Source organism: Arboricoccus pini, from assembly GCF_900187945.1.
Lineage (GTDB): Bacteria > Pseudomonadota > Alphaproteobacteria > Geminicoccales > Geminicoccaceae > Arboricoccus > Arboricoccus pini.
Genome location: NZ_FYEH01000004.1, coordinates 191,536 through 214,218, shown reverse-complemented (window position 1 = coordinate 214,218; position 22,683 = coordinate 191,536). Strand labels below are relative to the sequence as shown.

Genomic DNA, 22,683 nt, shown 5'->3' with positions numbered 1-22,683 from the left:
TTCGATGACAGGATACAAGAGCACGCGCGGCGGGATCGACGGTCGCGATTTCGAGAGCGTGCTCCTTGCCGGCCTGGCCGAGGATGGCGGATTGTTCGTTCCCGCTGCGTGGCCACGCTTTTCAGCCGCCGACCTTCGGCGGATGCGGGCGATGACCTATCCCGAACTGGCGGCCGAGGTGCTGGCCCCCTTCACCGAGGGCTGCTTTACGCGTGCCGACCTTCTGGAGATGGCCTCGGCTGTTTATGGGAGATTCGATCATCCGGCAGTGGCGCCGTTAAAACAGCTGGATACCGATCTCTGGCTGCTTGAACTGTTCCACGGGCCGACCCTGGCCTTCAAGGACTTCGCCATGCAATTGCTGGCGGAAATGTTTGATCGGGTGCTCACGCGGCGCGGCGAGACGATCACCATCGTTGGCGCGACGTCGGGTGATACCGGTGCCGCCGCCGTCCAGGCCTTTGCCGGCAAATCGCAGGTCAGGGTGGCGATGTTGCATCCGGAGGGGCGAATCTCGCCGGTCCAGCGCCGGCAGATGACGACGATCCTGGCGGATAATGTTCTAAACATCGCGCTTGCCGGGACGTTCGACGATTGTCAGGACCTCGTGAAGGCGATGTTTGCGGATCAGCCGTTCCGCACGCGGATCAACATGTCGGCTGTGAATTCGATCAACTGGGCCCGCATCGCGGCACAGAGCGTCTATTATTTCTGGGCTGCGTTGCGATTGGGGGCGCCCGATCGCCCTTCGGCGTTTTGCGTGCCGACCGGGAATTTCGGCAATGTCTATGCGGGGTGGGCCGCGAGGCAGATGGGCCTGCCGATCGAACAGCTGACAGTTGCAACGAACGCCAACGACATCCTGGCGCGCTTTTTCGAAGGCGGGGTCTATGCGAAGGATGGCGTCGTGCCAACGATGAGTCCCTCGATGGATATTCAGGTGGCCAGCAACTTCGAACGCTTGCTGCTTGACCTCGAAGGGAATGATGCAGGCGGCGTGCGGCGACGCATGGCAAGCTTTGCCCAAAGCGGCGAATTCGAGGTCGACCATGGCAGCCTCGAGCGCGTTTCCACCTTTATGAAGGGCGGCAGCGCCAGCGAGCGGGCTACGGCGGCTATGATTGCCAACACGCATGAGCGCACAGGCGAGCTCGTCGATCCGCACACGGCCGTCGCACTCCACGTCGCTGAGCTGCACATGCCGCCCAAAGGCGTGCCGATGATCAGCTTATCGACAGCCCATCCGGCCAAGTTCCCGGACGCGGTCGCCACGGCATCAGGGATCCACCCGGCATTACCGCCGCGATACGCTCACTTGATGGATCTTCCCGAGAGTACGGTCACGGCGGGCAACGACCTGCGCGAGGTCGAGACGCTCATCACCGAAAGATTTTCGATTTCATGAGCAGCATGTTCAAGCTGACGGAACTCGATAACGGCATGCGCGTGGCGAGCGAATCCATGCCCAACCTTGAGACGACCTGCCTGGGCGTATGGGTCGATGTCGGCGCGCGTTACGAGGAAGCCAACGTCAACGGCGTGGCGCATCTCCTCGAACACATGGCCTTCAAAGGCACGCGGAGACGTAGCGCGCGCGGTCTGGCCGAGGAGATAGAGGATGTGGGGGGCTCGGTTAATGCCTACACCTCGCGTGAGCATACGGCCTTCTATGCGCGTATCCTCGGCTCTGATGTGCCACTCGCCGCTGACCTGATCTCGGATATTCTGCAGAACTCGACCTTGGATGAAGGCGAGCTCGAGAAAGAACGGGAGGTGATCCTGCAGGAGATCGGGCAGGCACGGGATACGCCCGATGACTGGGTCTTCGACGTTTTCCAGGAGGCAGCCTATCCCGATCAGCCGCTCGGCCGGTCGATCCTGGGCCCGGAGGAAATCGTCGGTGGCATGACGCGGGACACCGTGCTTGGCTATATGCGCGCCCATTATAGCCCCTCCCGCATGATCTTGGCGGCTGGTGGCAAGGTCGATCATGAAGCTCTCGTCGATCTAGGTGCGAAGCTCTTCACCGATCTGCCGGCAAAGTCCGCCACCGCGGTGCGCCCGCCGCGCGCTACTTACGTGGGCGGGATCAAGCTGGAGCCCCGCAAGGATCTCGAGCAGGCGCATGTCGTTGTGGGCGTCGAGGCATTCGGCCACGACGATCCTGACTATTTTGCCCTTCAGGTCTTCTCAGCAGCCCTGGGCGGCGGCATGTCCTCGCGTCTCTTTCAGGAAGTTCGTGAGAATCGCGGTCTTTGCTATTCCGTTTTCTCATTTGCGGCAGCCTATGAAGATACTGGAATTTTCGGCGTCTATGCGGGCACGGATCCGGGCGCGGTGCCGGAGTTGTTTCAAGTAGTCGAAGCGGAAGCTGCCAAGTTTATCGCCGACCCGCGTGCCGGGGAGATCGCGCGGGCGCGAGCCCAGCTCAAGGCCAGCCTGCTGATGGCCTTGGAGGGTGCTTACAACGTCACCGATGATACGGCCCGCCAGTTGCTGAGCTTCGGGCGACGCAAGGACGCGGCCGAATTGATCGCCCTCGTGGACGCTGTGGACGAGGCGGCGATCCGGCGTGTGGGCCAGCGTCTGTTTTCCGGCAGCTCGACAACCGTGGCGGCGGTAGGGCCGCTCAAGGATCTTCCCCCAATCAACCTGCATCGATTGGCATCTTGATGCCGGGCCAAGCTTTTCACTCGCATCGGAGCGATCGCCATGGCTGAATCCGAGTTCGTTTCGGTCGAGATCCTGCTGAGCCGAGAGGAAAAAGTATCGCTGGAGGAGAGCGCGCGGCGGGAAGGGGTGCCGATTGCGGATTATCTGCGACGCGCCATTCTCTATGTGATTCGGCTCGAAGATCAACTGGAGAAGCTCGACCAGACCGACGCTTCCGCCATCGTGCGCGCGGCGACAGATGGCGGGCAACGCGAGGGCGGTGAGCGGGAGGCGCGGCCCAGCCTTGATTCGCTGCTGGCACGCCTGCGGCGAACCGAGGAACGCTATCTTGCTCTCGAGCGGCGCACGGCCCGGCTGGAGACGCTGATCGAGCTAACAGCGGTTGGTGCATCGTCGGCAATGGGTCAACGGTCCTAGGGCGAGCCTGCGCCACGAATGGCTTCTCGCGAGGAAGACGAGGTAGTGCTGGGAGTCCGGCGCCGGCGTGCGGCACGGCGTATCAACGAACGCTTGAAGCTCCTTTCGGCGCTGCTAAATAATGGGGCGGTGGCCATGTTTGCGGCGGGCTTGTTCGTTCCCCTTAGCCAGATGCATGAGATTCACGTCGATCGCTTCACAATGCTCTGGCTTCTCGCGGCAATCGCCTTACATATAATGGGACAGCTGGTCCTGGGCCGACTGGAAAGCGAGGAATGAACATGGATCCATGGTTTGGTTACGGAGTGCCGACGGTCGTACTGGCCATGGGAGTGATCGGGCTTGCTTATGCTCGCTGGATGACCAGGGAATTTGAGCGTAAATATGGCGAATGGCCAGCGCGTCGCTCCGTGCTGGCGACCGTTCCGGTCCAGCGTCGGCGAGGCTGACAAACGCTAAGACGTCGGTTGAGCGCTTAGGCTCCCGCAATCATAGCGTTTGCTGAAGAGTTCCCGCCACTCATCGATTAAAAGCGCGGCGTTGTCCTTGTAGGTGGCGGGGCGTCGTCGTAATCCCGACGAATGCTCACCCGCCCACAACGGCCCCCAAATTCCGGTGGGCTAACCGCCCCCCTGCGTATCGGCATGTTTCGCGCTCTGTGGAGCGCAACCATGCTGTCCAATTTTGGCTGGCTCATCCAGGGGACTGCAGCGGCTTGGTTGATGACGTCACTTGCCGGCACCGCCGACATGGTGGCACTCGTGCAAACCGCCGAACAATTGCCGATCGTGGTTCTCTCGCTCTTAGCGGGAGCTGCGGCCGATCTGTGGGATCGGCGTGTCGTCCTGCTGATCGCTCAGCTCTGGATGTTCGCCGTCTCGACGCTCCTCTCGCTCATGACGTTTATGGGCTTGATAACGCCTTGGGCTCTGTTGGGATTGACCTTCGCGCTCGGTCTTGGTGCGGCCTTACAGGGGCCGGCGTCTCAGTCCGTCATGCGCGAGTTGGTTCCGCCGGAGGATCTGCCGGCCGCCGTGACGCTAAGCAGCATTGCCTATAACTTTGCTCGGTCGGCTGCACCGGGCATTGGCGGCATTCTCGTTGCGACCGCAGGGGCGCAGGCCGCTTTCCTCGTCAACGCCGTTTCCTATATAGGCCTGATTGCGGTGTTGCTGTTCTGGCGGCGGCCCAAGCTCAAGGACGATCTGCCGCGCGAGCATGTGGCCAGTGCCATCATCACCGGCCTTCGCTATGCACTGGAAACCCGACCGATCCAGTCGACGGTCATCCGCAGTGCCGCCTTTGCCTTCGCCGCTACGGCTCCAATAGCGCTTTTGCCGCTTGTCGCCCGCGACCTCGCGGGTGGCGGCCCCGTCACGTATGGCCTCTTGCTCGGCGGCTTCGGCGCGGGCGCAATGGGCAGTGCCTTCTTCATCCATACCCTGCGCCAGAAGCTAGGTGCCGATCTGCTGGTACGTTGCCTAGCGGTGATTTTCGCCCTGCAACTGCTGATTCTCGCCCTGGTACCCTATAAGATCGTCATGGTCTTCGCGCTGGCGCTGGGCGGCATCGGCTGGCTCGGCTCGTTCACCAGTCTCAACATTTCGATCCAGACGATCTCGGCCTTCTGGGTTCAAGCGCGCATTTTTTCTTTTTATCAGATGACGCAGTTCGTCGCTATGGCGCTGGGTTCGTGGCTTTGGGGCGAACTTGCCGTGGTGACGAGCCTGCAGACCGCTTTGCTAGCCGCGGGCGGCTGCATGCTGGCGACCGGCTTTCTGGGCTTTGTCTTCCATCTGCCGACCGGCCCGGCACCCGACCTGCGACCCGCTGCGACGAGACGGCAGGATCCGGCGACGGCCTTTGCCTTTCGCCAGGACGAGGGGCCGGTCCTGGTCCTCGTCGAGTATCGGGTGTCTGTCCAGGATGCCCGCGCTTTCGCGAGGTCAATGGAGGAGGTTGGGCATCTGCGCAAACGCAACGGCGCCAGGCATTGGCAGGTGTTTCAGGACGTTGCCGACGCTGAGCATTGGATCGAGGCTTTTGATGTTCGCAGTTGGCTCGATTATCGACGGCAGGCGCGACGTGCGACCGCAGCCGACGAGGCTATCGAGGCTAGGGTGCGTCACTATCACAAAGGCGACGAACCACCACTCCTCAGGCACCTCATCGCCCGCCATTTTGATCAGCCGACGACCTGACCCGTGACAGATTGTGCTATAGGTCTCCCTTATATATGAGCCGTCTTGGCGATGGATGACGATGAAGAGAAGAATGGGTAGCAAGCTTGGCTGCGGCATAGCGCTCGCGGCGATCTTGAGCGTAGGCGCGGGACCGGCCTGGGCACAGAGCAAGAGCATCCAGACGGACATCTTCCAGAATGGGGCGCAAGGTGGCGGCATCCCAGGCGTTACGGTGCCGCATACGGCGCCCCCAAAATCTCAACCCGCCCCCCAGCCGAGCAAGAAGGCGCCGGCCAAGACGGCCAAGGCACCTGCTCCGGTAAAAGGTGGTGGTGGCATCGCCGTCACTTATGACAAGAAGCTGTCCCAGGATATCCAGGAGCAGTTCCTGGCGAAGATCAAGGCGCAAAATCCGCAGGGTGCCGAAGAGGTGCGCCAGCAGCTGCAACAGCGCAGCGCCGAAGAGCGCTTTGCCGATGACCTTAAGGCCTATGGTTTCTCGATCAACGATCTGAGCGACGTCGCAACGGCGCACATGATCTTGATGTGGATGATCGCCAATAAGTCCGACGCTCCTTCGGCGCAAGCGGCACAGGCTGTGCGTGGGCAGATCCGCAACAGCCTGGCGCAGGACCCTTCGCTCAAGAAGGCCACCGCGCGTGATCGCCAGATCAAGGCCGAGAATATTATCTACGACGCCCTCATGCGGATAAGCGCGTTTAATCAGATCCGGCGCGCTGGCGACGACGCAGCGGTGCAGAAGTTCTCCGACCAAACCCAGGCCGATTTCAAGAAGACGCAGCAACTCGATTTGCGCGCACTTAAGCTCTCGAACCGCGGCTTCACGATGGCCGGTAAAGGCTAGCTCGCCAGCCGCAGAAGGTGAGGGCCGAAGGAGGCGGCGATATGGCGCTCCATCGCCTCGACGGCCGGACCGCGTCTCTCGTGCTTCAAAAGCGCGATGCCAAACTCCGGCAGGCGCGGCAGCCCGTCGGCTTCGGTTAGGATGCGTAGACGCGACGGTACGGTTGAGCGCATCATGACGCCGATCGCCGACCCCGTCTCAATGGCGGCAACGACGCCGGCAAGGCTGATGCTCGTATAAGCGATTCGTGCTGTGATCGACGCCTCGGCCAGGGCTGCCAGGGCGGCAGCGCGAAAACAGCAGCCACGGTGAAACAAGGCGAGTGGCAAAGGGCGGGCCGTGGCAGGTGAATGACCGGGCATCGCAACCCAGACCACAGACTCGCGATGTACTTCCCGGGCGGTGGGAACGATCGAGTGCGTTGTGGTCAAGGCAAGATCGATGTCGCCTTTGTCAAACAAGGTGACCAACCGATCGCTCGATTCGCAAATCATTTCCACCTCAACCATAGGGTGCGTTTGAGCGAACCGTGTCAGGATACCGGGCAGAAAGGTTGTCACGTAATCGTCTGGTGCGCCGATCTTTACCGAGCCGCCGAGACGGTCAGCATCGAAGAGAGCAACTAGGTCGGCATGCGCTTGCAGTAGGCGCCGCGCCTGCGGCAGGAGCATTTCCCCATCAAGTGAGAGCTCGACATTGCGCCCGACCTTCACGAAAAAGGCTCGTCCTAGCGTTTCCTCCAGACGCTTCATCTGCATGCTGACAGCCGATTGCGTGCGCAACACGCGTGCTGCCGCGTCGGTAAAGCTCCCTGTCTCCGCGATCGCGACGAAGCTGCGCAGTAGGTCGGGATCGAGGGTGCGTTCAGCCATAACCCATCACAATATTTGATGAAACAAATCTAAATTACTCGTTGGATTGATGGATGGCAAGCGTCCATCGTCGCTTATGACACCAGGAGAAAGCGTCATGGCAACGATCATCAATCTTCGACAGACGGCCCCTGGCCAGCCGGCTCCCTCGCGGGCCGGCTTAATGCAGCGCCTCTGGCTACGATTTTGCGGGCTTGTGATTGAGCATCGACATCGGCGTGAACTCGCGGCACTGAACGAGGCGATCTTGATTGATGTCGGCATCGTTGCGGGCGATCTGGAGTTTGCCCTCAGTCGGCCTTTATGGGTGCCGGTAGATCTTGCCAAGTTGCGGGATCCAAAGCTCCGTCACTCCTGGAATGACCTGCCAGCTAGCCGATTAAAGGCAATCAATACCGACTGATATCGTTACCCTTATTGGGTGCTATCGCCATAGGAACAGGCCGTTGGAGTAACAACAATAGGCCCACAAATACGATGCAAAGATAAATAAGCACGCGCCCGACCACGATAGCGTTCCCGTCAGCGGCCGATCTAATAAACCCGAGGTGGCCGCTTCTTGCCCAGTCAGGCCGATCGTTGGTTGCCCCAACACGAAACTAGATAGCATAAGCTGGGAATTTCTGCTCGCTCGACTTCACCCTGATCCCTGTGCGGCAAGAGTCGACATAAAATGATTGCATAAAAGCAACAAATACTTTCCCCATTATAATAATCATAAGTGATTTTATAGGAAATATAGGCCTCGGCCTCAATTTCCTGAATATGCCCAATAAATGCTCATGTTGTCTTCGGATTGAGCATAATGGCATGGTCTGGCGGTCGGTCGCGCGCGTGCAGGCGTTCTGCGTCTGCCTTTCGGTTTAGGGCTCGAACAGTCTACGGGCGCTGTCCAGACCTTAACGTTAGACCTCCATGCCGCCGGGTAGAAATGCAACGGTCACGGCACGATTCTTGATCCTTGGACACCGATCCGTTGCTCGGCCTAGGCATCCTGTCATCTTTCTGGGTGCCGGGCGCGTCGTCGCCGTCGAACATCTTGCAGCCGTCGGCAAAGGAAGGATGGCGATTGGACGAACGACGTCTTGCGTGCAGGGCATTTCGAGCGGGAGGAAAAGGAACCGCAATGTTGAGAATTGGACTTTGGACACTGGGGGGATTGCTGCTGCTTGCAGGGATCGATCCGGTGCTCGCACAAGATGCCACCGCGGCAGCTCCGCCGCCGGCGATCGATGCGGGCAGCACGGCCTGGATGCTCACTTCCTCGCTGCTCGTGCTGATGATGTCGATCCCCGGCTTGGCGCTGTTTTATGCCGGCATGGTGCGCAAGAAGAACGTCCTGTCCGTGCTGATGCAGGTCTTTGCCGTCACAGCATTGATGTCGATCGTCTGGATGATCGCCGGCTACAGCCTGGCCTTCACAACCGGCAGCGCCTATGTGGGCGACCTCAGCAAGGTCATGCTGGCGGGCGTTGGACTGCATGAGATTTCCGGGGTCATCCCGGAGAGCGTCTTCGTGATGTTCCAGGGCACGTTCTTTGCCATCACGCCAGCCCTCATTATCGGCGCCTTCGTCGATCGGACGAAGTTCGGACCGATGCTGATCTTCATGATCCTCTGGTCGTTGATCGTCTACGCGCCGATCGCGCACTGGGTTTGGGCGCCCAGCGGCTTCCTCTATAATGAGGGCGTGCTGGACTATGCCGGCGGCACGGTCGTGCACATCAATGCGGGTATTGCTGGTCTTATCTTTTGCCTGGTCGTCGGCAAGCGTCGCGGCTACGGCACCGAGCATATGCCGCCCCACAATCTTGTCCTCACGTTGATCGGCACAGCGCTCCTCTGGGTCGGCTGGTTCGGCTTCAACGCGGGCTCGGCTGCCGCCGCCGATCCGCGAGCGGGCATGGCCATGCTGACGACGCATATCGCCGCCGCCTCCGCCGCTATCTTCTGGATGCTCTCGGAGTGGATCACGCGCGGCAAGCCCAGCCTGCTTGGCGCCTGCTCGGGTGCCGTGGCCGGCCTTGTCGCGATTACGCCGGCTGCCGGCTTCGTCCTGCCGAACGGTGCCCTCTTCATTGGCATCGCCGCCGGTATCGTCTGCTTCATCTCCGCGACTTGGCTCAAGAACCTGCTTGGCTACGATGACAGCTTGGACGTCTTCGGCGTGCATGGCGTCGGGGGCATCCTGGGTGCCATTCTGACCGGCGTCTTTGCCGTCGGCTCGGTAGGCGGCGATGCGGCGCGGGGGCTGATCGACGGCAACGCTGGCCAGGTTCTCATTCAGGTCAAGGGCGTGCTCTGGACGGTTGGCTGGTGCGCCGTGGCGAGCTTCGTGATCCTCATGGTCGTGCGCATGATCTTCGGTCTGCGGGTCGACGAAGAGGTGGAGCGCGAAGGGCTCGATTCGACGATCCACGGCGAGGTCGTGCAGTAGAGCGCGATCTTTTTGAAATTGGCATAAAGGCGAGGGCCGGCACGAAAGTGCCGGCCTTTTCTTTTCTGCCATGCGGCTGGTGCTGACGATGGTCGCTTCCCCGATGGTCGCCGCTCCGGCCGAATTGTTCTAACCTGCGCGCGTTATCAAACAAATCTGCGTTGATGAGGAAATCGATGAGCAAGCAGCTATTGCATCTGGTATTTGGCGGTGAGCTGAAGAGCCCGGAAACGCTGGAGTTCGTCGATACGAAGGCCCTCGACATTGTCGGGATCTATCCGAACTATGATGAGGCTTTGAAGGCCTGGCGGGCGAAAGCGCAGGCGACGGTCGATCAGGCACATGTGCGCTACGTGGTCGTGCATCTCCACCGTCTGCTCGACGCGCCAAGAGAAAGTTGAACGGGTGTCTGTCATCACCGATGCGGCCCAGCTGCGTGCGCTCTATGGCCAGCCCGGCTCGCGCGCCCTGAAGAAGCAGTTGAGCGGATTCGAGCGCCATTCACGCCACTTCGTCGGGCTTTCGCCTTTCTGCCTGCTAGCAACGAGCGATGCCGAGGGAAGGGTGGATGTCACGCCGCGCGGCGGCCCTCCTGGTTTCGTGCAAATCCTCGACGACCAGCTTCTTCTCCTGCCGGACTGGCCGGGGAATAATCGCCTGGACAGCCTCTTAAATATTCTGGCCAATCCCGAGGCTGGGCTTCTCTTCCTGATTCCCGGCGTCGATGAAGGCTTGCGGGTCAATGGCCGGGCGGAGATCCGAACGGACCCGGATCTCCTCGAACGCTATGGTGACCGAGGCAGGCTGCCACGAACCGTCCTCCATATCAGCGTACGTGAAGTCTTTCTGCATTGCGCCAAGGCCCTCATGCGCTCGGACCTTTGGGAGTCGCGCATCCAGCGCTCGATGCTGCCAAGCATGGGACAGATGCTCAAGGATCAGATCGAGGGTCTGGAGCAGGTCGAGACGCAGAGTGAGATGTTGCAGCGCTATCGCCAAGCTCTCTATTGAGCGAGGCCAAGATCGCGAAGGCTGGCAAACGGCACGCCCTGGCCCTCGTCAATATCGCCGCTACCCTCCTCAAGGAGGATCAGCCCTTCAGCTTCGACCAGGGACGTCAGGATGTGCGATGCCTGCCGCTCGACGAGCACGGCGCGCCCGGCCGGTCCGGGTTCCAGACGGGCGCGCAGGATCTCACTGCGATCCCGCCGCGTCCGTTGCAATGTGAAGCCGGCTGGCCGAAGGCGGAAGGGCGTGGGCGGCCACGTGGCGCCGGCCAGGGCCAGGATGACCGGCCGCGCGAAGAGGAGGAATGCCGAGAGGCTGGCGACCGGATTGCCCGGCAGGCCGATGAACAACGATTGCCGCAACCTGCCCATCGCCAGGGGGCGGCCTGGCTTCATGCGGACTTCCCAGAAATGAAGCATTCCATGCGTGCGCACGGTACGGACTAGATGGTCCTCGTCGCCGCGTGAAGCACCGCCGGATGTCACGATCAGGTCATGACGGGCGGCGGCTTCGATTAGGACATCGCGGACGATCGCTGGATCGTCCGGCAGGATGCCTAGATCGGTGGTTTTGACGGGCAGGGATGCCAGGGCCGCCTTCAGTATGACCCGGTTGGCATCGAAGACTCCGCCCGGAGGCAGGCGTGCGCCTGGTTCCGCGAGTTCGTCCCCGGACGAGGCCAGGGCCACGCGCAGTCGGCGATAGACGTTGAGCTCGGCATGGCCCAGTCGGGCAGCGACGCCCAGATGCTGCGGGCCCAGGCATTGGCCGGCCCCGAGAACGATCTGGCCCGCTCCCATGTCCTCACCGCGCCGACGACGATTCTGGCCATGCGTGATGCCTGGAGGAACGACGAGGCGGCCCTCGACCAGCGTTGCCTGTTCCCACATCACGACCGTGTCGGTGCCGGTCGGCATCGGTGCGCCGGTAAGGATCTTGAGCGCTTCCCCGGCCGCGATCGTGCCCGAGAACGGATGCCCAGCCGCGGCGCGGCCCTCTCTAAGGCGTAGGCTGGTCTGCTCGCCGGGGACAAGGCTGGCCGAGGCGAAAGCGTATCCGTCCATCGCCGAACTATCGACGCCAGGGATGTCGAGATGGGCCGTCAAGGGTTCAGCCAGAGCGCGGCCCAGACAGGCCGCGAGCGGCAATCGTTCGTTTGAAACGACGCGCCCGATACCAGCCTCGAGCTGCTGCAGAGCGACCTTGAGCGACAAGTCGTTTGCGCCGAAGGCAAAGCAGTCCGGCTCGGTAATGGCGGATGTACTCAAGAAGAAGCTCGCCTGGCTATGCCTAGGTGGTCAAGCATGAACGCGGCAATGCCCGCGATATCGTCCAGATGAAAGACCGGGCGATCGAGGGCGATGGCCTCTTGATCAGTTGCGAGTGCGACGACGGTAGGATCTTCATGAGCGATAAGGGGCGTGTCGCGTTCCGCCCGGTGAACCTCGATCTTGGCGTGCGAATCGCGCTTGAAGCCTTCGACGAGGACCAGGTCGACAGGTGTCATGCGCGCCAGATGGTCCGCAAGCGCGGGCTCCGCCTCCTGGCGAAGTTCATGCACATGCATCCAGCGCTGGCTGGTCGAGAGCAGCACTTCGGTTGCACCCGATTCCCGATGACGCCAGGAATCGCGACCCGGCTGATCGATATCGGCATCGTGGTGCGCATGCTTGATGGTCGAGATCCGATAGCCTTGAGCTTTCAGATGGTCGATGAGGCGACAGGTAAGCACCGTCTTGCCGTTGTTCTTAAAGCCGACGATGCCGAAGACGCGCTCCGGTGGCTGGCCTGTCATGCACTTGCTTTTTGGCGGTTGAGGGTTTGGACTCGCTCACAACAACCTACAGCATGGAGAAGCGGTTGGAAGAGGGTGCATCGACGCAGGATCAGGCATGCTTGGACCTGCGCGGCCTGATTTGCCCGATGCCTGTCCTCCTGACCCGCAAGCATCTCGTTCGCCTGCGGCCGGGAGCATCCCTGCAGGTCGACGTCACGGATGAACGAGCGCCTGACGACATCGAGCTGCTTCTGCCCCGCCTGGGCTGTGCCCTTGTGGAACGCCAAGAGTTGGGGGATAGGGTACGCCTCTTGATCGCGCGGCCAGCCCGCTGATCCAGGTCCCCGCTCGCCTTGAGGTGAAGACATCGTGCCGTCCGTCATCCGTCCCGATATCGAATCGCTAGGTTTTTCGGGCATCAACAAGATTGCGACGACGGCGCTCGAGGATCCGGAGGTAATTCCGCTCTGGTTCGGCGAGAGCGACATCGTCACGCCAGACTTCATCCGCCAGGCGGCGAGCGCTGCCATGGACGGCGGCAAGACATTCTATTCTTATGCGCGTGGGCAGTTGCCCTTGCGCGAGGCACTTCTGGCCTATCATCGCCGGGTCTATGGCCTGTCGCTCGATCCTGACCGCATCAGCGTACCTGGGGCCACGATGACCTCGGTCATGATCACCTGCCAGTGCCTCGTCAGGCCGGGCGACGAGGTCATCCTGGTTTCGCCCTACTGGCCGAACATTCGCACTTGCGTACAGATTATGGGCGGCCATCCGGTCGATGTCCGACTGGAGGAGGGGCCGGAGCGCTGGTCGCTCGATCTCGATCGGGTGGTCCGCGCGATCACGCCGCGCACCCGGGCGATCTACGTCAACACGCCCTCAAATCCTACCGGCTGGATCATGAGTGAGGAAGAGGGCAGAGCATTGCTCGACCTCTGCCGCAAGCACGGGCTTGGGCTGATCTCGGATGAGGTCTATCACCGCAACGTCTTCAGCGGTGCCGTGGCTGCACCTTCATTCTTGACCCTGGCCGAACCTGACGAGCCGGTCTTCATCCTGAATGGGTTCTCCAAGGCCTGGGCGATGACCGGCTGGCGGATCGGCTGGATGGTGGCGCCGCGACATCTGGCGGAGCCAATCGCTGTGCTGGCCGAGGTCAATACGACCAGTGCGCCGGCCTTCGTCCAGTATGGAGCGATCGCCGCTCTTGAGCAGGGTGAACCGTTTCTCCAGTCCTTCATCGACCGCTGCCGAATCAACCGGGATCTCGTCTTCCAGACGCTGGGCGCGCATCCGCGCGTCGAGCTGCTGCGGCCAGAAGGGGCGTTCTACGCCTTTCCACGCATCGAGGGGGTTACCGACAGTTTGGCCCTGGCGACCCGCATCCTTGCCGAGGCGAAGGTGGGCCTGGCACCCGGCTATACGTTCGGGGAAGGCAACCAGGCGCATCTGCGTCTTTGCTTCGCCATTCGGACCGAGCGGATGGCGATGGCCATGGAGCGGCTCTGCGCCGTCCTCGATCAACTGGATTGAAAATGGGCCGCCAGGTCTTCGGCGTGCAGGAGGTCCTCGCGCCGATTGATGTTGAAGAACGGGTCGAAGGGCTCTGCCTCGAACGGGACGAGGGCGACGCGATGGGCGGCGAGAAAATGGCCGACCTTGCGACATCCATCCTCGATGACCGCGCGCTCGAGCTCGTTGCGAAGCGATGTCCGCCAGAGGCCGAAGACGCCATGCTGGCGCCCCAGACTGACGGGGACCGCGATTTGGGCGTCCTCGGCCTGAAGGGCAGTGGCGAGCCGGTGGACGAGATCGTCCGGCGGGAAAGGTGTGTCGGCCGCGAAGACGGCCAGATAATCGTCCCGCGCCGCCGCCCACCGCAGGCCCGTAGCGATGCCGGCAAGGGGACCGAGTTGGCCTGGCGGGTCGTCCGCCATGATCGGCAAGCCGAAGGACGTCAGCCTCGTCAAGTCGCCATTGGCGTTCAAGACGAGCGCACTGGTCTGTGGCCTCACGGCATCGATGACCCAGCGAAGGATTGGCTGCCCCCTGAGCGACCTGAGAAATTTGTCGCCGTCACCCATACGCCGGCTCTGGCCTCCTGCCAGGATGATGCCGGGTGGCGCATCTCTGGCAGGTTCAACGACGCGCATCTGCCACGATCCCAGTTTGAAGTCGTACCATCGAGGCAGAGCGCATGACGCCGCTCGTCATTGACGCTAGATTGTTTGCTGCGGCGTGTCCGCCGGGGCCGGGTTGACGCGCGTTTTCCAGGTCGTCCCCGGCCAATGAGAAAGTTTCGCTCTTCATGCGTCCACGCGTGCCGCCCCGAACACCGGCAAGGCCAGATACCCCCAAACGCCGCCGACGTTCATTGGTCTGGCGGTTGATGGCTGCCGTGCCGACGCTCATGGTCGTGGCCATGATCGTCTGGGTTGTGACCTTTGCCATCTACGCCCCTTCGCTGCCCGACACCGACGCGCTCATGGCGGTCAGGGACGAGCCGGTTATCACGATCCTGGCGGCGGATGATACGCCGATCGCCCAGCGCGTCACCGGTGGCCGGCGCTTCGTGCCGCTGGACGAGATCTCGCCACTGCTCGTGAAAGCCGTCGTCGCGACGGAGGATAGTCGGTTCTGGCAGCATTTCGGTATCGATCCGATCGGCATCGCCCGCGCCTTCGTAACCAATATGACGAGTGGCTCGGTGAGCGAGGGTGGCAGCACCATCACCCAGCAACTGGCCAAAATATTGTTCCTGACGCCCGAGCGAAGCTTGAAGCGAAAGCTCGAGGAAGCCACGCTGGCCATCTGGTTGGAGGCGAGGCTCAGCAAAAAGGACATCCTGGCCCTCTATCTGAACAAGGTTTACCTCGGCGCTGGTGCCTATGGGGTCGAGGCGGCGTCTAGGCGCTATTTTGCCAAGCCCGCCAGCGCCTTGAACCTTGCCGAGGCGGCCATGATCGCAGGCCTTCTGAAAGCGCCATCGGCACTGGCACCGACCAATGACCTGCAAGGTGCCCGCGATCGGGCCGATACCGTTCTCGGGCGTATGGTCGCGGTGGGTTACATTACCGAGGATCAGATGCTGGCGGCGCGGGCCAGGCCGGCCAGGCTTTCGACCGAAGGCAGCGATGATCTCGGCAGCGCCTTTGTTGCCTGGGTCCTCGACGGGCTGATCGCCTATATGGGCAAGCCCACGCACGACATTAAGATTGCCACGACTCTCGATCCCAAGCTCCAGAAGAGCGCCGATCGCGCGGTGCGCCAGGCCCTTGCCAGTGACGGTCCGAAACTCGACGTCAACCAGGGTGCCGCCGTCCTTTTGCGCGACGATGGCGCGGTGGTCGCCATGGTGGGTGGGGAAGGCACCCGTGGCGACGGCTTCAATAGAGCGGTGGCCGCCCGGCGACAGCCGGGGTCCGCCTTCAAACCGTTTCTTTACCTGGCGGCGATGGAGGCGGGATTCACTCCGTCGACCATCGTGCTCGACGGCCCGATCAAGATCGGCAACTGGACGCCGCAGAACTACGACAACCATTATCGGGGCGAGGTGACGCTTGCAAAGGCGTTTGCCGAGTCGTTGAACGTGCCGGCCGCGCGCGTGATTCGTGAGGTCGGCCCGGACAAGGTGGTGGAGGTCGCGCACAGGTTGGGCATCGCCTCGGCGATCCAATCAGTGCCTTCCATAGCGCTGGGGACATCGGAGACGACGCTCATTGAGCTGACTGGCGCCTATCTGCCCTTCGCCACGGGCGGCATCACCAATGCGATCTATGCTGTCCGGCGTGTCACCGATGACCGGGGAAAGGTTCTTTATCGCAACGAGCCGGCTCCCCGGCGCGTGATTGAGCCCGGTCCCGCCGAAGCCATGCGGTCGATGATGCAAGGCGTTGTCGAGGACGGCACCGGACGTGCGGTTGCCATGCCCGGGCGAATCGTCGCCGGCAAGACGGGGACCACGCAAAACAGCCGAGATGCTTGGTTCGTCGGCTGGAGCGGCGACTATGTGCTGGGGGTCTGGGTCGGCAACGACGACAATACGCCTATGCGCGGCGTTACCGGCGGCGGCATGCCGGCCCGGATCTGGCGCTCGATCATGAGTGCCACCCCGGCCCCCGCGTCGGCGCCAAGCGTCCGCGAGCCACCCGTGGCTACGGCGCCCGCGAGCAAGACGGGTCCGCTCGATCTGGCGCGCCGAGGTGCGAATTGGCTGAATCAGCTGGTCGACCGGGCGTTGGAATAGATCCTAGCGCTTGGTGGCGCGAACAATATAACTTAACGCCCAAAGTGGCACGACAATGACGGCGCCAAGGAGAATATAGGATCCGAAGTTCCAGGCATGGACCTGAAAATCGCGCGCGACGTCACGGATCGACGCTATAAAGGCATTGACGATGCCGAGCGGGCTGACATTGAGCCAGGACAGGATGGCACCCACGATAAGCGACCAGATAAGCAGCTTGATGACGGTCCGGAACGTGATCTGAGGCATGGTCTGGCCAGCGGGCCTCAATAGCCGCGGCTGCGGGCGATCTTGCGGTCGGTGCTCCATTCGGAGAGGGCATAGACCGCCCAGATGGCTGCGGGGATCCAGCCGATCAGCGTGAACTGCAGGATGAGGCAGATCAGGCCGGCGATTGGCCGGCCGATCGTGAAGAACAGCAGGAAGGGCAGGACGATCGCGATCAGGAGGCGCATCGGGTCTCTCGATTTGGACGTTGAGGAGCCTTTTCAAGCCGTCTGCTTCAACGGGCCGGGCGGGCGGGTGTTCCCAGTCGGATCGGCTTCTTATAAGGGATGAGGACGTCTTTGGCGATAATTGAGCCAGGTGCCACGGGGCTGCAAGGCGCTCGGGGGAAGAGGACCGGCCCCGTTCCGGCGGTGGGGGCGATCTGGCCGGACCCGGGCTTTGCGCTTTATGTGCATTGGCCATTCTGCAAGGCCAAGTGCCCCTATTGCGATTTTAACAGCCATGTCCGGGGCTCGGTCGACCAGGAGACCTGGAGGCGAGGGCTCTTGGTCGAACTCGATCACATGGCATCCATGACGGGCAGTCGCCCTTTGCGCTCGATTTTCTTTGGCGGCGGCACGCCCTCGCTCATGTCGCCGGCGACGGTCGAGGCGGTCATCGCGCGTGCCTCGCGTCGCTTTTGCTTCGAGCGCGACATTGAGATAACGCTTGAGGCCAATCCAACCTCGGTCGAGGCTGGCCGGTTCGAGCGCTACCGGCAGGCGGGGGTCAACCGCCTCTCGCTGGGTGTGCAGGCACTCGACGGCGAGGCGCTGCGGTTTCTCGGTCGCGAACATAGCGCCGGCGAGGCGCTGGCTGCCCTCGATTTGGCGCGCAGGATCTTTCCGCGGTTCTCGTTCGACCTGATCTATGGCCGACCCGGGCAAAGCCTGGATGCTTGGGAGCGCGAGCTTCGGCAGGCGCTGGCCCTGGCCGGTGATCATCTCTCGCTCTACCAGTTGACCATTGAGCAAGGGACGCGATTTGCCAGCCTTGCTGCTCGTGGCGAACTGGTCATGCCGGACGACGAGCTCCAGGCCGACTTCTACACCTTGACGCAGAGCCTCATGGAGGAGGCCGGAATGCCGGCCTACGAGATTTCGAACCATGCCCGGCCGGGCGGCGAGAGCCGGCATAATCTCGTTTATTGGCGCTATGGCGACTATGCGGGGATTGGTCCAGGTGCTCACGGTCGGCTGACGCTGGCTGATGGCAGGCGGGTCGCGACGCGCACGGAGCGGCTACCCGAACGGTGGCTGCGTAACGTCGAACGTGACGGCCACGCGCTGGTGGAGACCACGATCGTGACGGACGGCGAGCAGGTGGTCGAATGTCTGATGATGGGCCTTAGGCTAAGCGAAGGAGTTTCGTTGACCCGACTGGAAAGGCTGCGCGGCCTGGAGGGACCTCGCCTCGATCCGGCCGCTCTGCGCATGCTTGTCGATGGTGGGTTTGTTCGACTCACGGGCGATCGGCTGGTGGCCACCGCAAGTGGACGGGCGATGCTGGATGCCGTCCTGCGGCGCCTTTTGCAGAACTGACTTGATTTTGCCCAGCTAAAGAACGAGCATATGCCCGTTGTATGAGCGAATATGCAGATCAGGGATAATAGCATGGCGCTGGGCCTGGACGCGGAGACCGGGCGGCAGAGGCAACAGGCGCTCAGACTCGAACAATCGGCGCGGGCGGCCTGGCTTTATTATGTCGGTGGGCGGACCCAGGATGAGATCGCGGCCGAGCTCGGCGTCTCGCGTCAGGTCGTCCAGCGCCTCGTGTCGCGGGCGGTGAGCGAAAAGCTGATCAAGTTTCGCATCGACCACCCAATCGCCAGTTGCCTCGAGCAGGCAGCACGGCTGATCGATCGCTATGGGCTCGTCGAGTGCGAGGTGGTGCCTTGCAGTGCGGCCGGGATCAATCCGGTGCGCGGCATCGCCATTGCGGGGGCTACTTATTTAGAGCGTTGGTTCGCCCGCCCGCGTGGCGCGACGATTGGCTTTTCCACCGGCCGAACCCTGAGGGCTGTTGCAGCCGAGACGTCGCCCGTTGAGGCGACCCAGCACCGGATCTTCTCGCTCTGCGGAACGATGTCGCGCGATGGGCGGGCGAGCCCCTTCGAGGTCGTCCTGCGTTTTGCGGATCTTACCGGCGGCGAGTGCTTTCCCATGCCCTTGCCGGTTGTGGCCAGCACGGTGGAGGAGCGCATCCTGCTTCAGGATCAGCGGCCTTTTCAGCGTTTGCGTCAACTGGCTCAGACGGCCGGGCTTTTTGTCCTGGGCATCGGCACGGTGGGTTGGGGCGCGCCTCTCCACAAGGACGGATTCCTCGTCGAAGCCGAATTGCACCAGCTTTTGACTGCCGGTGCTGTGGGAGAACTCGCCAGCTGGCCCTTCGACGCACAGGGCGTCCTGATCGAGAACGGCGTCAGCGAGCGTATGACGGCACTGGGGCCGGACCCGCTGCCCGGGCGCACGATCATGGGAATGGCCGGCGGCATCGAGAAGGTGCCAGCTATCAGGGGTGCCTTGAGAGGGCGGCTGGTCAATGCTCTGATCACTGATGAATTGACGGCAGCCGCGCTCTTGACGGAAGCGTAATCACATCCGGCTAGGCTGTGCTATCTTGACACAGGTTTCCACTACCGATCATATGCCCACCATCAGGGCATACGCTCATAACAGGCAGGCGTGCGGCGCCGCCACCAAGACAGGGAGTTTGGCACATGCGCAGACGAAGCCTCGCGTCCTTTGTGGGGCTAGGCGCCCTTGCCATCGCGGCGGCGGCCAATCTCAATGCAGCCAGTGCTGAGACTATCACCATCGCTACCGTCAACAACTCGCAGATGGTGGCGATGCAGCGTCTCGCGCCCAACTGGGAAAAGGCCACCGGCAACAAAATCAACTGGGTCGTCCTCGAAGAGAACGTGCTGCGCCAGCGCGTCACTACGGACATCGCGACGAATGGCGGCCAGTTCGACGTGCTGACGATCGGTTCTTACGAGGCCCCCATCTGGGGCAAGCAGGGCTGGCTCACGGAAGTCGACGATCTGGGTGATGCCTATGACTATGACGACCTCTTTCCTTCGGTGAAGGATGCCGTCTCCGTCGAGGGCAAGATGTACGCCGTGCCGTTTTATGCGGAGAGCTCCTTCACCTACTACCGTAAGGACCTGTTCAAGGCTGCAGGGCTGACCATGCCCGAGAAACCGACCTACAAGGACATCGAGAGCTTTGCGGCCAAGCTCACCGACAAGAGCAAGGAGCAATACGGCATCTGCCTGCGTGGCAAGCCGGGCTGGGGCGAGAACATGGCGTTCTTTGACACGCTGGTGAACGCTTCCGGTGGCCGCTGGTTCGATGAGAGCTGGCAGCCACAGCTGGATCAGCCAGCCTGGAAGGAGGCCTTGACGCTCTACGTCAATCTCCTGACCAAATATGGGCCGCCCGGCGCCAGCTCTAACGGGTTCAATGAGAACCAGGCACTGTTTGCCAGCGGCAAGTGCGCTATGTGGGTCGATGCCACTTCTGGTGCCGGCTATATCTTCGACGCGTCCAACAGTAAGGTCGCCGATAAGACGGCGTTCGCCGCAGCGCCCAAAGGCAGCGTCGATACGGGTACGGCCTGGTTCTGGTCCTGGAACCTTGCAATTCCCAAGAGTTCGACCAAGGCTGCCGTGGCCAAGCAGTTTCTGGCCTGGGCGACCAGCAAGGATTACGTCCAGCTCGTCGGAAAGACGGACGGCTGGCCTACTCTGCCGCCCGGCACGCGTAAGTCCACCTATGCTATTGCCGACTACATGAAGGCGGCCCCCTTCGCGCCGATCGTCCAGCAGGCAATCATCTCTGCTGACCTCAAGCATCCGACCAAGGATCCTGTCCCGTACACAGGCATCCAGTATGTGGCGATTCCGGAGTTCCAGGCGCTGGGCACTCAGGTCGGTCAGAATGTGGCGGGAGCTCTGACAGGACAGATGTCGATCGACGCTGCCTTACAGCAGTCGCAGGCGACCGCGCTGTCGACGATGCAGCAGGCCGGCTACCTCTAGTCGGGCCGGAATCGAGGTTTGAGGCGGCAGAAGCTTCTCGTTCAGCGCTTCTGCCGCCAACTGCGGCGATGGGCCGAGGTAACGGCCAATCGAACGGTCATTCTCGCGCGATGGGATTAAAATGAACAAGAAAGCTGGGGGAACGGCCGCACCCGATCGTGGTGTCGGCGGCGGCATCTGGACGTTCCCGATGATCGCGCCCTCGGTAGGCCTGCTGCTGATCTGGATGGTCGTGCCGCTGGCCTTGACGCTCTGGTTCAGCTTCCAGCGCTACAATTTGCTCAACCCCATGATCAAGGGCTTCGCGGGTTTTAGCAATTACGTTTATCTCCTGCGCGATCCGGCCCTCTATACCGCACTTTGGACGACAGTGGCTCTTGTCGCGTCGGTGCTGATCGTCACTGTCGTTCTGGGCACGCTGTTTGCCGTTCTCTTCAATGCCCAATTTCCGGGGCGCGGTGTTGCCCGCGTCCTCGTGATCTCGCCCTTCTTCGTCATGCCAACAGTGGCGGCGTTGATCTGGAAGAATCTGTTGATGAATCCGGTCAACGGGCTGTTTGCTTTCTTGATGCGCAGCGTCGGACTGCAGGCTATCGACTGGTTCGGCTCCCTGCCGCTGACCTCTGTGATCATCATCGTCAGTTGGCAGTGGTTACCCTTTGCCTTCCTCATCCTGCTTACCGCCATGCAGTCGCTGGACGAGGAGCAACTTGAGGCCGCCAAGCTGGACGGGGCGGGACCGTTTGCCGTCTTCTTCTACATCATCGTCCCGCATTTGAAGCGCGCCACCAGCGTCGTCATCATGATCGAGACGATCTTTCTTTTGAGCGTCTTCGCCGAGATCTACGTGACGACCTCAGGCGGGCCCGGCCTGGCGACGACTAACCTAGCCTTCCTGATCTATCAGCGCGCACTCCTCGCCTTCAATGTCGGGGGTGCATCGGCGGCAGGCGTCATCGCTATCATCCTGGCGAATATCGTGGCTGCCTTCCTCGTTCGTACGGTTGCAAGGAATCTTGACTGATGGCCGCTCAAACAGGTCCTGCCACGCCTATCGGCAAGCAGCTTGCGATCGGGGCCGTCGCCTGGATCGTCGCCCTGCTGATGTTTTTTCCGATCATCTGGATGGTGATGGCCAGCTTCAAGACGGAGGTGGATGCGATCGCCACTCCACCGCTGTTCGTCTACACGCCGACTCTCGAGAACTATGCTGCCGTCAATGCGCAAGCGGACTATCTGAAGTTCGTCATGAACAGCGTCGTCATCTCGCTGGGCTCGACGATCTTATGCCTGGCGCTGGCCGTGCCTTGCGCCTTTGCGATGGCCTTCTATCCCGGTCCGCGCACGCGGGGTACGCTGCTTTGGATGCTCTCGACCAAGATGCTGCCGCCGGTGGGCGTCCTCGTGCCGATCTATCTGATCGGCAAGCAGATTGGCCTCCTCGACACGCGCACGATCCTGATCGTGCTCTACACGCTGATGAACCTGCCGATCGCGGTCTGGATGCTCTATACCTTCTTCAAGGAGGTGCCCAAGGACATCATTGAGGCTAGCCGTATCGATGGCGCCTCGACCTGGCAGGTGATCAGCGTGGTCCTCCTGCCGCTCGTCATGCCGGGCATTGCCTCGACCGGGCTCCTGTCCATCATCCTTTCCTGGAACGAGGCCTTTTGGAGCCTCAATCTTTCGGCCTCCAACGCAGCACCGCTGCCGGCCTTTATCGCATCGTTCTCTGCGCCGCAGGGTCTGTTCTGGGCTAAATTGTCGGCCGCCTCGACAATGGCGATCGCGCCCATTCTCATTATCGGCTGGCTCTCACAGCGTCAGCTCGTCCGTGGCCTGACCTTTGGCGCGGTGAAATAGCTTAGAGCTTCAACTTGCAGGACGATGTCC

25 protein-coding genes are annotated in these 22,683 nt (G+C 61.8%); 19 read left to right on the top strand and 6 right to left on the bottom strand.

The window, feature by feature from the left end; translation table 11 throughout:
- The first annotated feature begins 4 nt into the window (after nucleotides 1-4).
- The 7 genes from thrC to CFB17_RS07395 all read left to right on the top strand — a co-directional run bounded on the left by thrC (nucleotide 5) and on the right by CFB17_RS07395 (nucleotide 6,138).
- Nucleotides 5-1,405, top strand: a complete 1,401-nt coding sequence (thrC, locus tag CFB17_RS07420) for a threonine synthase (protein ID WP_088560769.1) — start codon at nucleotides 5-7, stop codon at nucleotides 1,403-1,405.
- Nucleotides 1,402-2,673 (top strand): M16 family metallopeptidase, encoded by a 1,272-nt coding sequence (locus tag CFB17_RS07415; RefSeq protein WP_088560768.1) that lies wholly within the window; start codon nucleotides 1,402-1,404, stop codon nucleotides 2,671-2,673. The genes thrC and CFB17_RS07415 overlap by 4 nt, the downstream gene beginning before the upstream one ends.
- A gap of 39 nt (nucleotides 2,674-2,712) precedes the next feature.
- Nucleotides 2,713-3,090 (top strand): hypothetical protein, encoded by a 378-nt coding sequence (locus tag CFB17_RS07410; RefSeq protein WP_088560767.1) that lies wholly within the window; start codon nucleotides 2,713-2,715, stop codon nucleotides 3,088-3,090.
- Between the two features lie 18 nt (nucleotides 3,091-3,108).
- Nucleotides 3,109-3,369 carry a hypothetical protein gene (locus CFB17_RS07405; protein ID WP_088560766.1) on the top strand — a complete coding sequence of 87 codons (261 nt, stop codon included), beginning with the start codon at nucleotides 3,109-3,111 and terminating at the stop codon, nucleotides 3,367-3,369.
- 2 nt (nucleotides 3,370-3,371) lie between these two features.
- Nucleotides 3,372-3,539, top strand: a complete 168-nt coding sequence (locus CFB17_RS19135; RefSeq protein WP_165769481.1) for a hypothetical protein — start codon at nucleotides 3,372-3,374, stop codon at nucleotides 3,537-3,539.
- Between the two features lie 132 nt (nucleotides 3,540-3,671).
- On the top strand, nucleotides 3,672-5,291 hold the full coding sequence (locus CFB17_RS07400; RefSeq protein WP_088560765.1) for an MFS transporter: 1,620 nt from the start codon (nucleotides 3,672-3,674) through the stop codon (nucleotides 5,289-5,291).
- A 73-nt stretch (nucleotides 5,292-5,364) separates the two neighbouring features.
- Complete coding sequence (locus CFB17_RS07395) at nucleotides 5,365-6,138, top strand: hypothetical protein (RefSeq protein WP_088560764.1); 774 nt, start codon at nucleotides 5,365-5,367, stop codon at nucleotides 6,136-6,138.
- Here the strand turns inward: CFB17_RS07395 and CFB17_RS07390 are convergent.
- Nucleotides 6,135-7,010 (bottom strand): LysR substrate-binding domain-containing protein, encoded by an 876-nt coding sequence (locus CFB17_RS07390; protein WP_088560763.1) that lies wholly within the window; start codon nucleotides 7,008-7,010, stop codon nucleotides 6,135-6,137. The two genes, CFB17_RS07395 and CFB17_RS07390, sit on opposite strands and share 4 nt — an antisense overlap.
- A gap of 97 nt (nucleotides 7,011-7,107) precedes the next feature.
- On the opposite strand from CFB17_RS07390, the gene CFB17_RS07385 reads away from it, so the two are divergent.
- The 4 genes from CFB17_RS07385 to CFB17_RS07370 all read left to right on the top strand — a co-directional run bounded on the left by CFB17_RS07385 (nucleotide 7,108) and on the right by CFB17_RS07370 (nucleotide 10,458).
- Nucleotides 7,108-7,413: a hypothetical protein gene (locus CFB17_RS07385; RefSeq protein WP_133063862.1), complete on the top strand. Its 306-nt coding sequence runs from the start codon at nucleotides 7,108-7,110 to the stop codon at nucleotides 7,411-7,413.
- Between the two features lie 723 nt (nucleotides 7,414-8,136).
- Nucleotides 8,137-9,447, top strand: coding sequence for an ammonium transporter (locus tag CFB17_RS07380; protein ID WP_088560761.1), 1,311 nt, complete (start codon nucleotides 8,137-8,139; stop codon nucleotides 9,445-9,447).
- A 176-nt stretch (nucleotides 9,448-9,623) separates the two neighbouring features.
- Entirely contained in the window at nucleotides 9,624-9,848 is a 225-nt protein-coding gene (locus CFB17_RS07375) for a DUF4170 domain-containing protein (protein ID WP_088560760.1), read from the top strand.
- Between the two features lie 4 nt (nucleotides 9,849-9,852).
- A complete protein-coding gene (locus CFB17_RS07370; RefSeq protein ID WP_207761971.1) occupies nucleotides 9,853-10,458 on the top strand; it encodes a pyridoxamine 5'-phosphate oxidase family protein in 606 nt (201 codons plus the stop codon).
- Here the strand turns inward: CFB17_RS07370 and CFB17_RS07365 are convergent.
- Both CFB17_RS07365 and mobB read right to left on the bottom strand, forming a co-directional pair.
- The gene (locus CFB17_RS07365) at nucleotides 10,452-11,723 is read right to left on the bottom strand and encodes a molybdopterin molybdotransferase MoeA (protein ID WP_088560758.1); all 1,272 of its coding nucleotides are present in this window, start codon (nucleotides 11,721-11,723) and stop codon (nucleotides 10,452-10,454) included. The two genes, CFB17_RS07370 and CFB17_RS07365, sit on opposite strands and share 7 nt — an antisense overlap.
- The gene (gene mobB / locus CFB17_RS07360; RefSeq protein WP_088560757.1) at nucleotides 11,720-12,250 is read right to left on the bottom strand and encodes a molybdopterin-guanine dinucleotide biosynthesis protein B; all 531 of its coding nucleotides are present in this window, start codon (nucleotides 12,248-12,250) and stop codon (nucleotides 11,720-11,722) included. Before mobB ends, CFB17_RS07365 begins: the two co-directional genes overlap by 4 nt.
- A gap of 26 nt (nucleotides 12,251-12,276) precedes the next feature.
- On the opposite strand from mobB, the gene CFB17_RS07355 reads away from it, so the two are divergent.
- Together CFB17_RS07355 and CFB17_RS07350 are read left to right on the top strand one after the other, a co-directional pair.
- Nucleotides 12,277-12,567 carry a sulfurtransferase TusA family protein gene (locus CFB17_RS07355; protein WP_207761970.1) on the top strand — a complete coding sequence of 97 codons (291 nt, stop codon included), beginning with the start codon at nucleotides 12,277-12,279 and terminating at the stop codon, nucleotides 12,565-12,567.
- 34 nt (nucleotides 12,568-12,601) lie between these two features.
- Nucleotides 12,602-13,768 carry a pyridoxal phosphate-dependent aminotransferase gene (locus CFB17_RS07350; RefSeq protein ID WP_165769479.1) on the top strand — a complete coding sequence of 389 codons (1,167 nt, stop codon included), beginning with the start codon at nucleotides 12,602-12,604 and terminating at the stop codon, nucleotides 13,766-13,768.
- Here CFB17_RS07350 and mobA read toward each other — a convergent pair.
- Complete coding sequence (gene mobA, locus CFB17_RS07345) at nucleotides 13,756-14,388, bottom strand: molybdenum cofactor guanylyltransferase MobA (protein WP_088560754.1); 633 nt, start codon at nucleotides 14,386-14,388, stop codon at nucleotides 13,756-13,758. The genes CFB17_RS07350 and mobA overlap by 13 nt on opposite strands.
- Nucleotides 14,389-14,624: 236 nt before the next feature.
- Here mobA and CFB17_RS07340 point away from each other — a divergent pair, with 236 nt between their 5' ends.
- Nucleotides 14,625-16,481: a transglycosylase domain-containing protein gene (locus CFB17_RS07340; RefSeq protein ID WP_165769478.1), complete on the top strand. Its 1,857-nt coding sequence runs from the start codon at nucleotides 14,625-14,627 to the stop codon at nucleotides 16,479-16,481.
- Between the two features lie 3 nt (nucleotides 16,482-16,484).
- On the opposite strand, the gene CFB17_RS07335 is transcribed toward CFB17_RS07340, so the two are convergent.
- A complete protein-coding gene (locus CFB17_RS07335; protein WP_088560952.1) occupies nucleotides 16,485-16,730 on the bottom strand; it encodes a DUF6460 domain-containing protein in 246 nt (81 codons plus the stop codon).
- Between the two features lie 17 nt (nucleotides 16,731-16,747).
- A complete protein-coding gene (locus CFB17_RS07330) occupies nucleotides 16,748-16,936 on the bottom strand; it encodes a YqaE/Pmp3 family membrane protein (RefSeq protein WP_088560752.1) in 189 nt (62 codons plus the stop codon).
- A gap of 183 nt (nucleotides 16,937-17,119) precedes the next feature.
- On the opposite strand from CFB17_RS07330, the gene hemW reads away from it, so the two are divergent.
- The 5 genes from hemW (at nucleotide 17,120) to CFB17_RS07305 (ending at nucleotide 22,653) form a co-directional block, all read left to right on the top strand.
- Nucleotides 17,120-18,289 (top strand): radical SAM family heme chaperone HemW, encoded by a 1,170-nt coding sequence (hemW, locus tag CFB17_RS07325; protein WP_322112132.1) that lies wholly within the window; start codon nucleotides 17,120-17,122, stop codon nucleotides 18,287-18,289.
- A gap of 72 nt (nucleotides 18,290-18,361) precedes the next feature.
- Nucleotides 18,362-19,342 carry a sugar-binding transcriptional regulator gene (locus CFB17_RS07320; RefSeq protein WP_165769477.1) on the top strand — a complete coding sequence of 327 codons (981 nt, stop codon included), beginning with the start codon at nucleotides 18,362-18,364 and terminating at the stop codon, nucleotides 19,340-19,342.
- A gap of 125 nt (nucleotides 19,343-19,467) precedes the next feature.
- Complete coding sequence (locus CFB17_RS07315) at nucleotides 19,468-20,790, top strand: ABC transporter substrate-binding protein (RefSeq protein WP_088560749.1); 1,323 nt, start codon at nucleotides 19,468-19,470, stop codon at nucleotides 20,788-20,790.
- A gap of 121 nt (nucleotides 20,791-20,911) precedes the next feature.
- The gene (locus CFB17_RS07310) at nucleotides 20,912-21,814 is read left to right on the top strand and encodes a carbohydrate ABC transporter permease (RefSeq protein WP_088560748.1); all 903 of its coding nucleotides are present in this window, start codon (nucleotides 20,912-20,914) and stop codon (nucleotides 21,812-21,814) included.
- Entirely contained in the window at nucleotides 21,814-22,653 is an 840-nt protein-coding gene (locus tag CFB17_RS07305; protein ID WP_088560747.1) for a carbohydrate ABC transporter permease, read from the top strand. The genes CFB17_RS07310 and CFB17_RS07305 overlap by 1 nt, the downstream gene beginning before the upstream one ends.
- The last annotated feature ends 30 nt before the right edge of the window (nucleotides 22,654-22,683 follow it).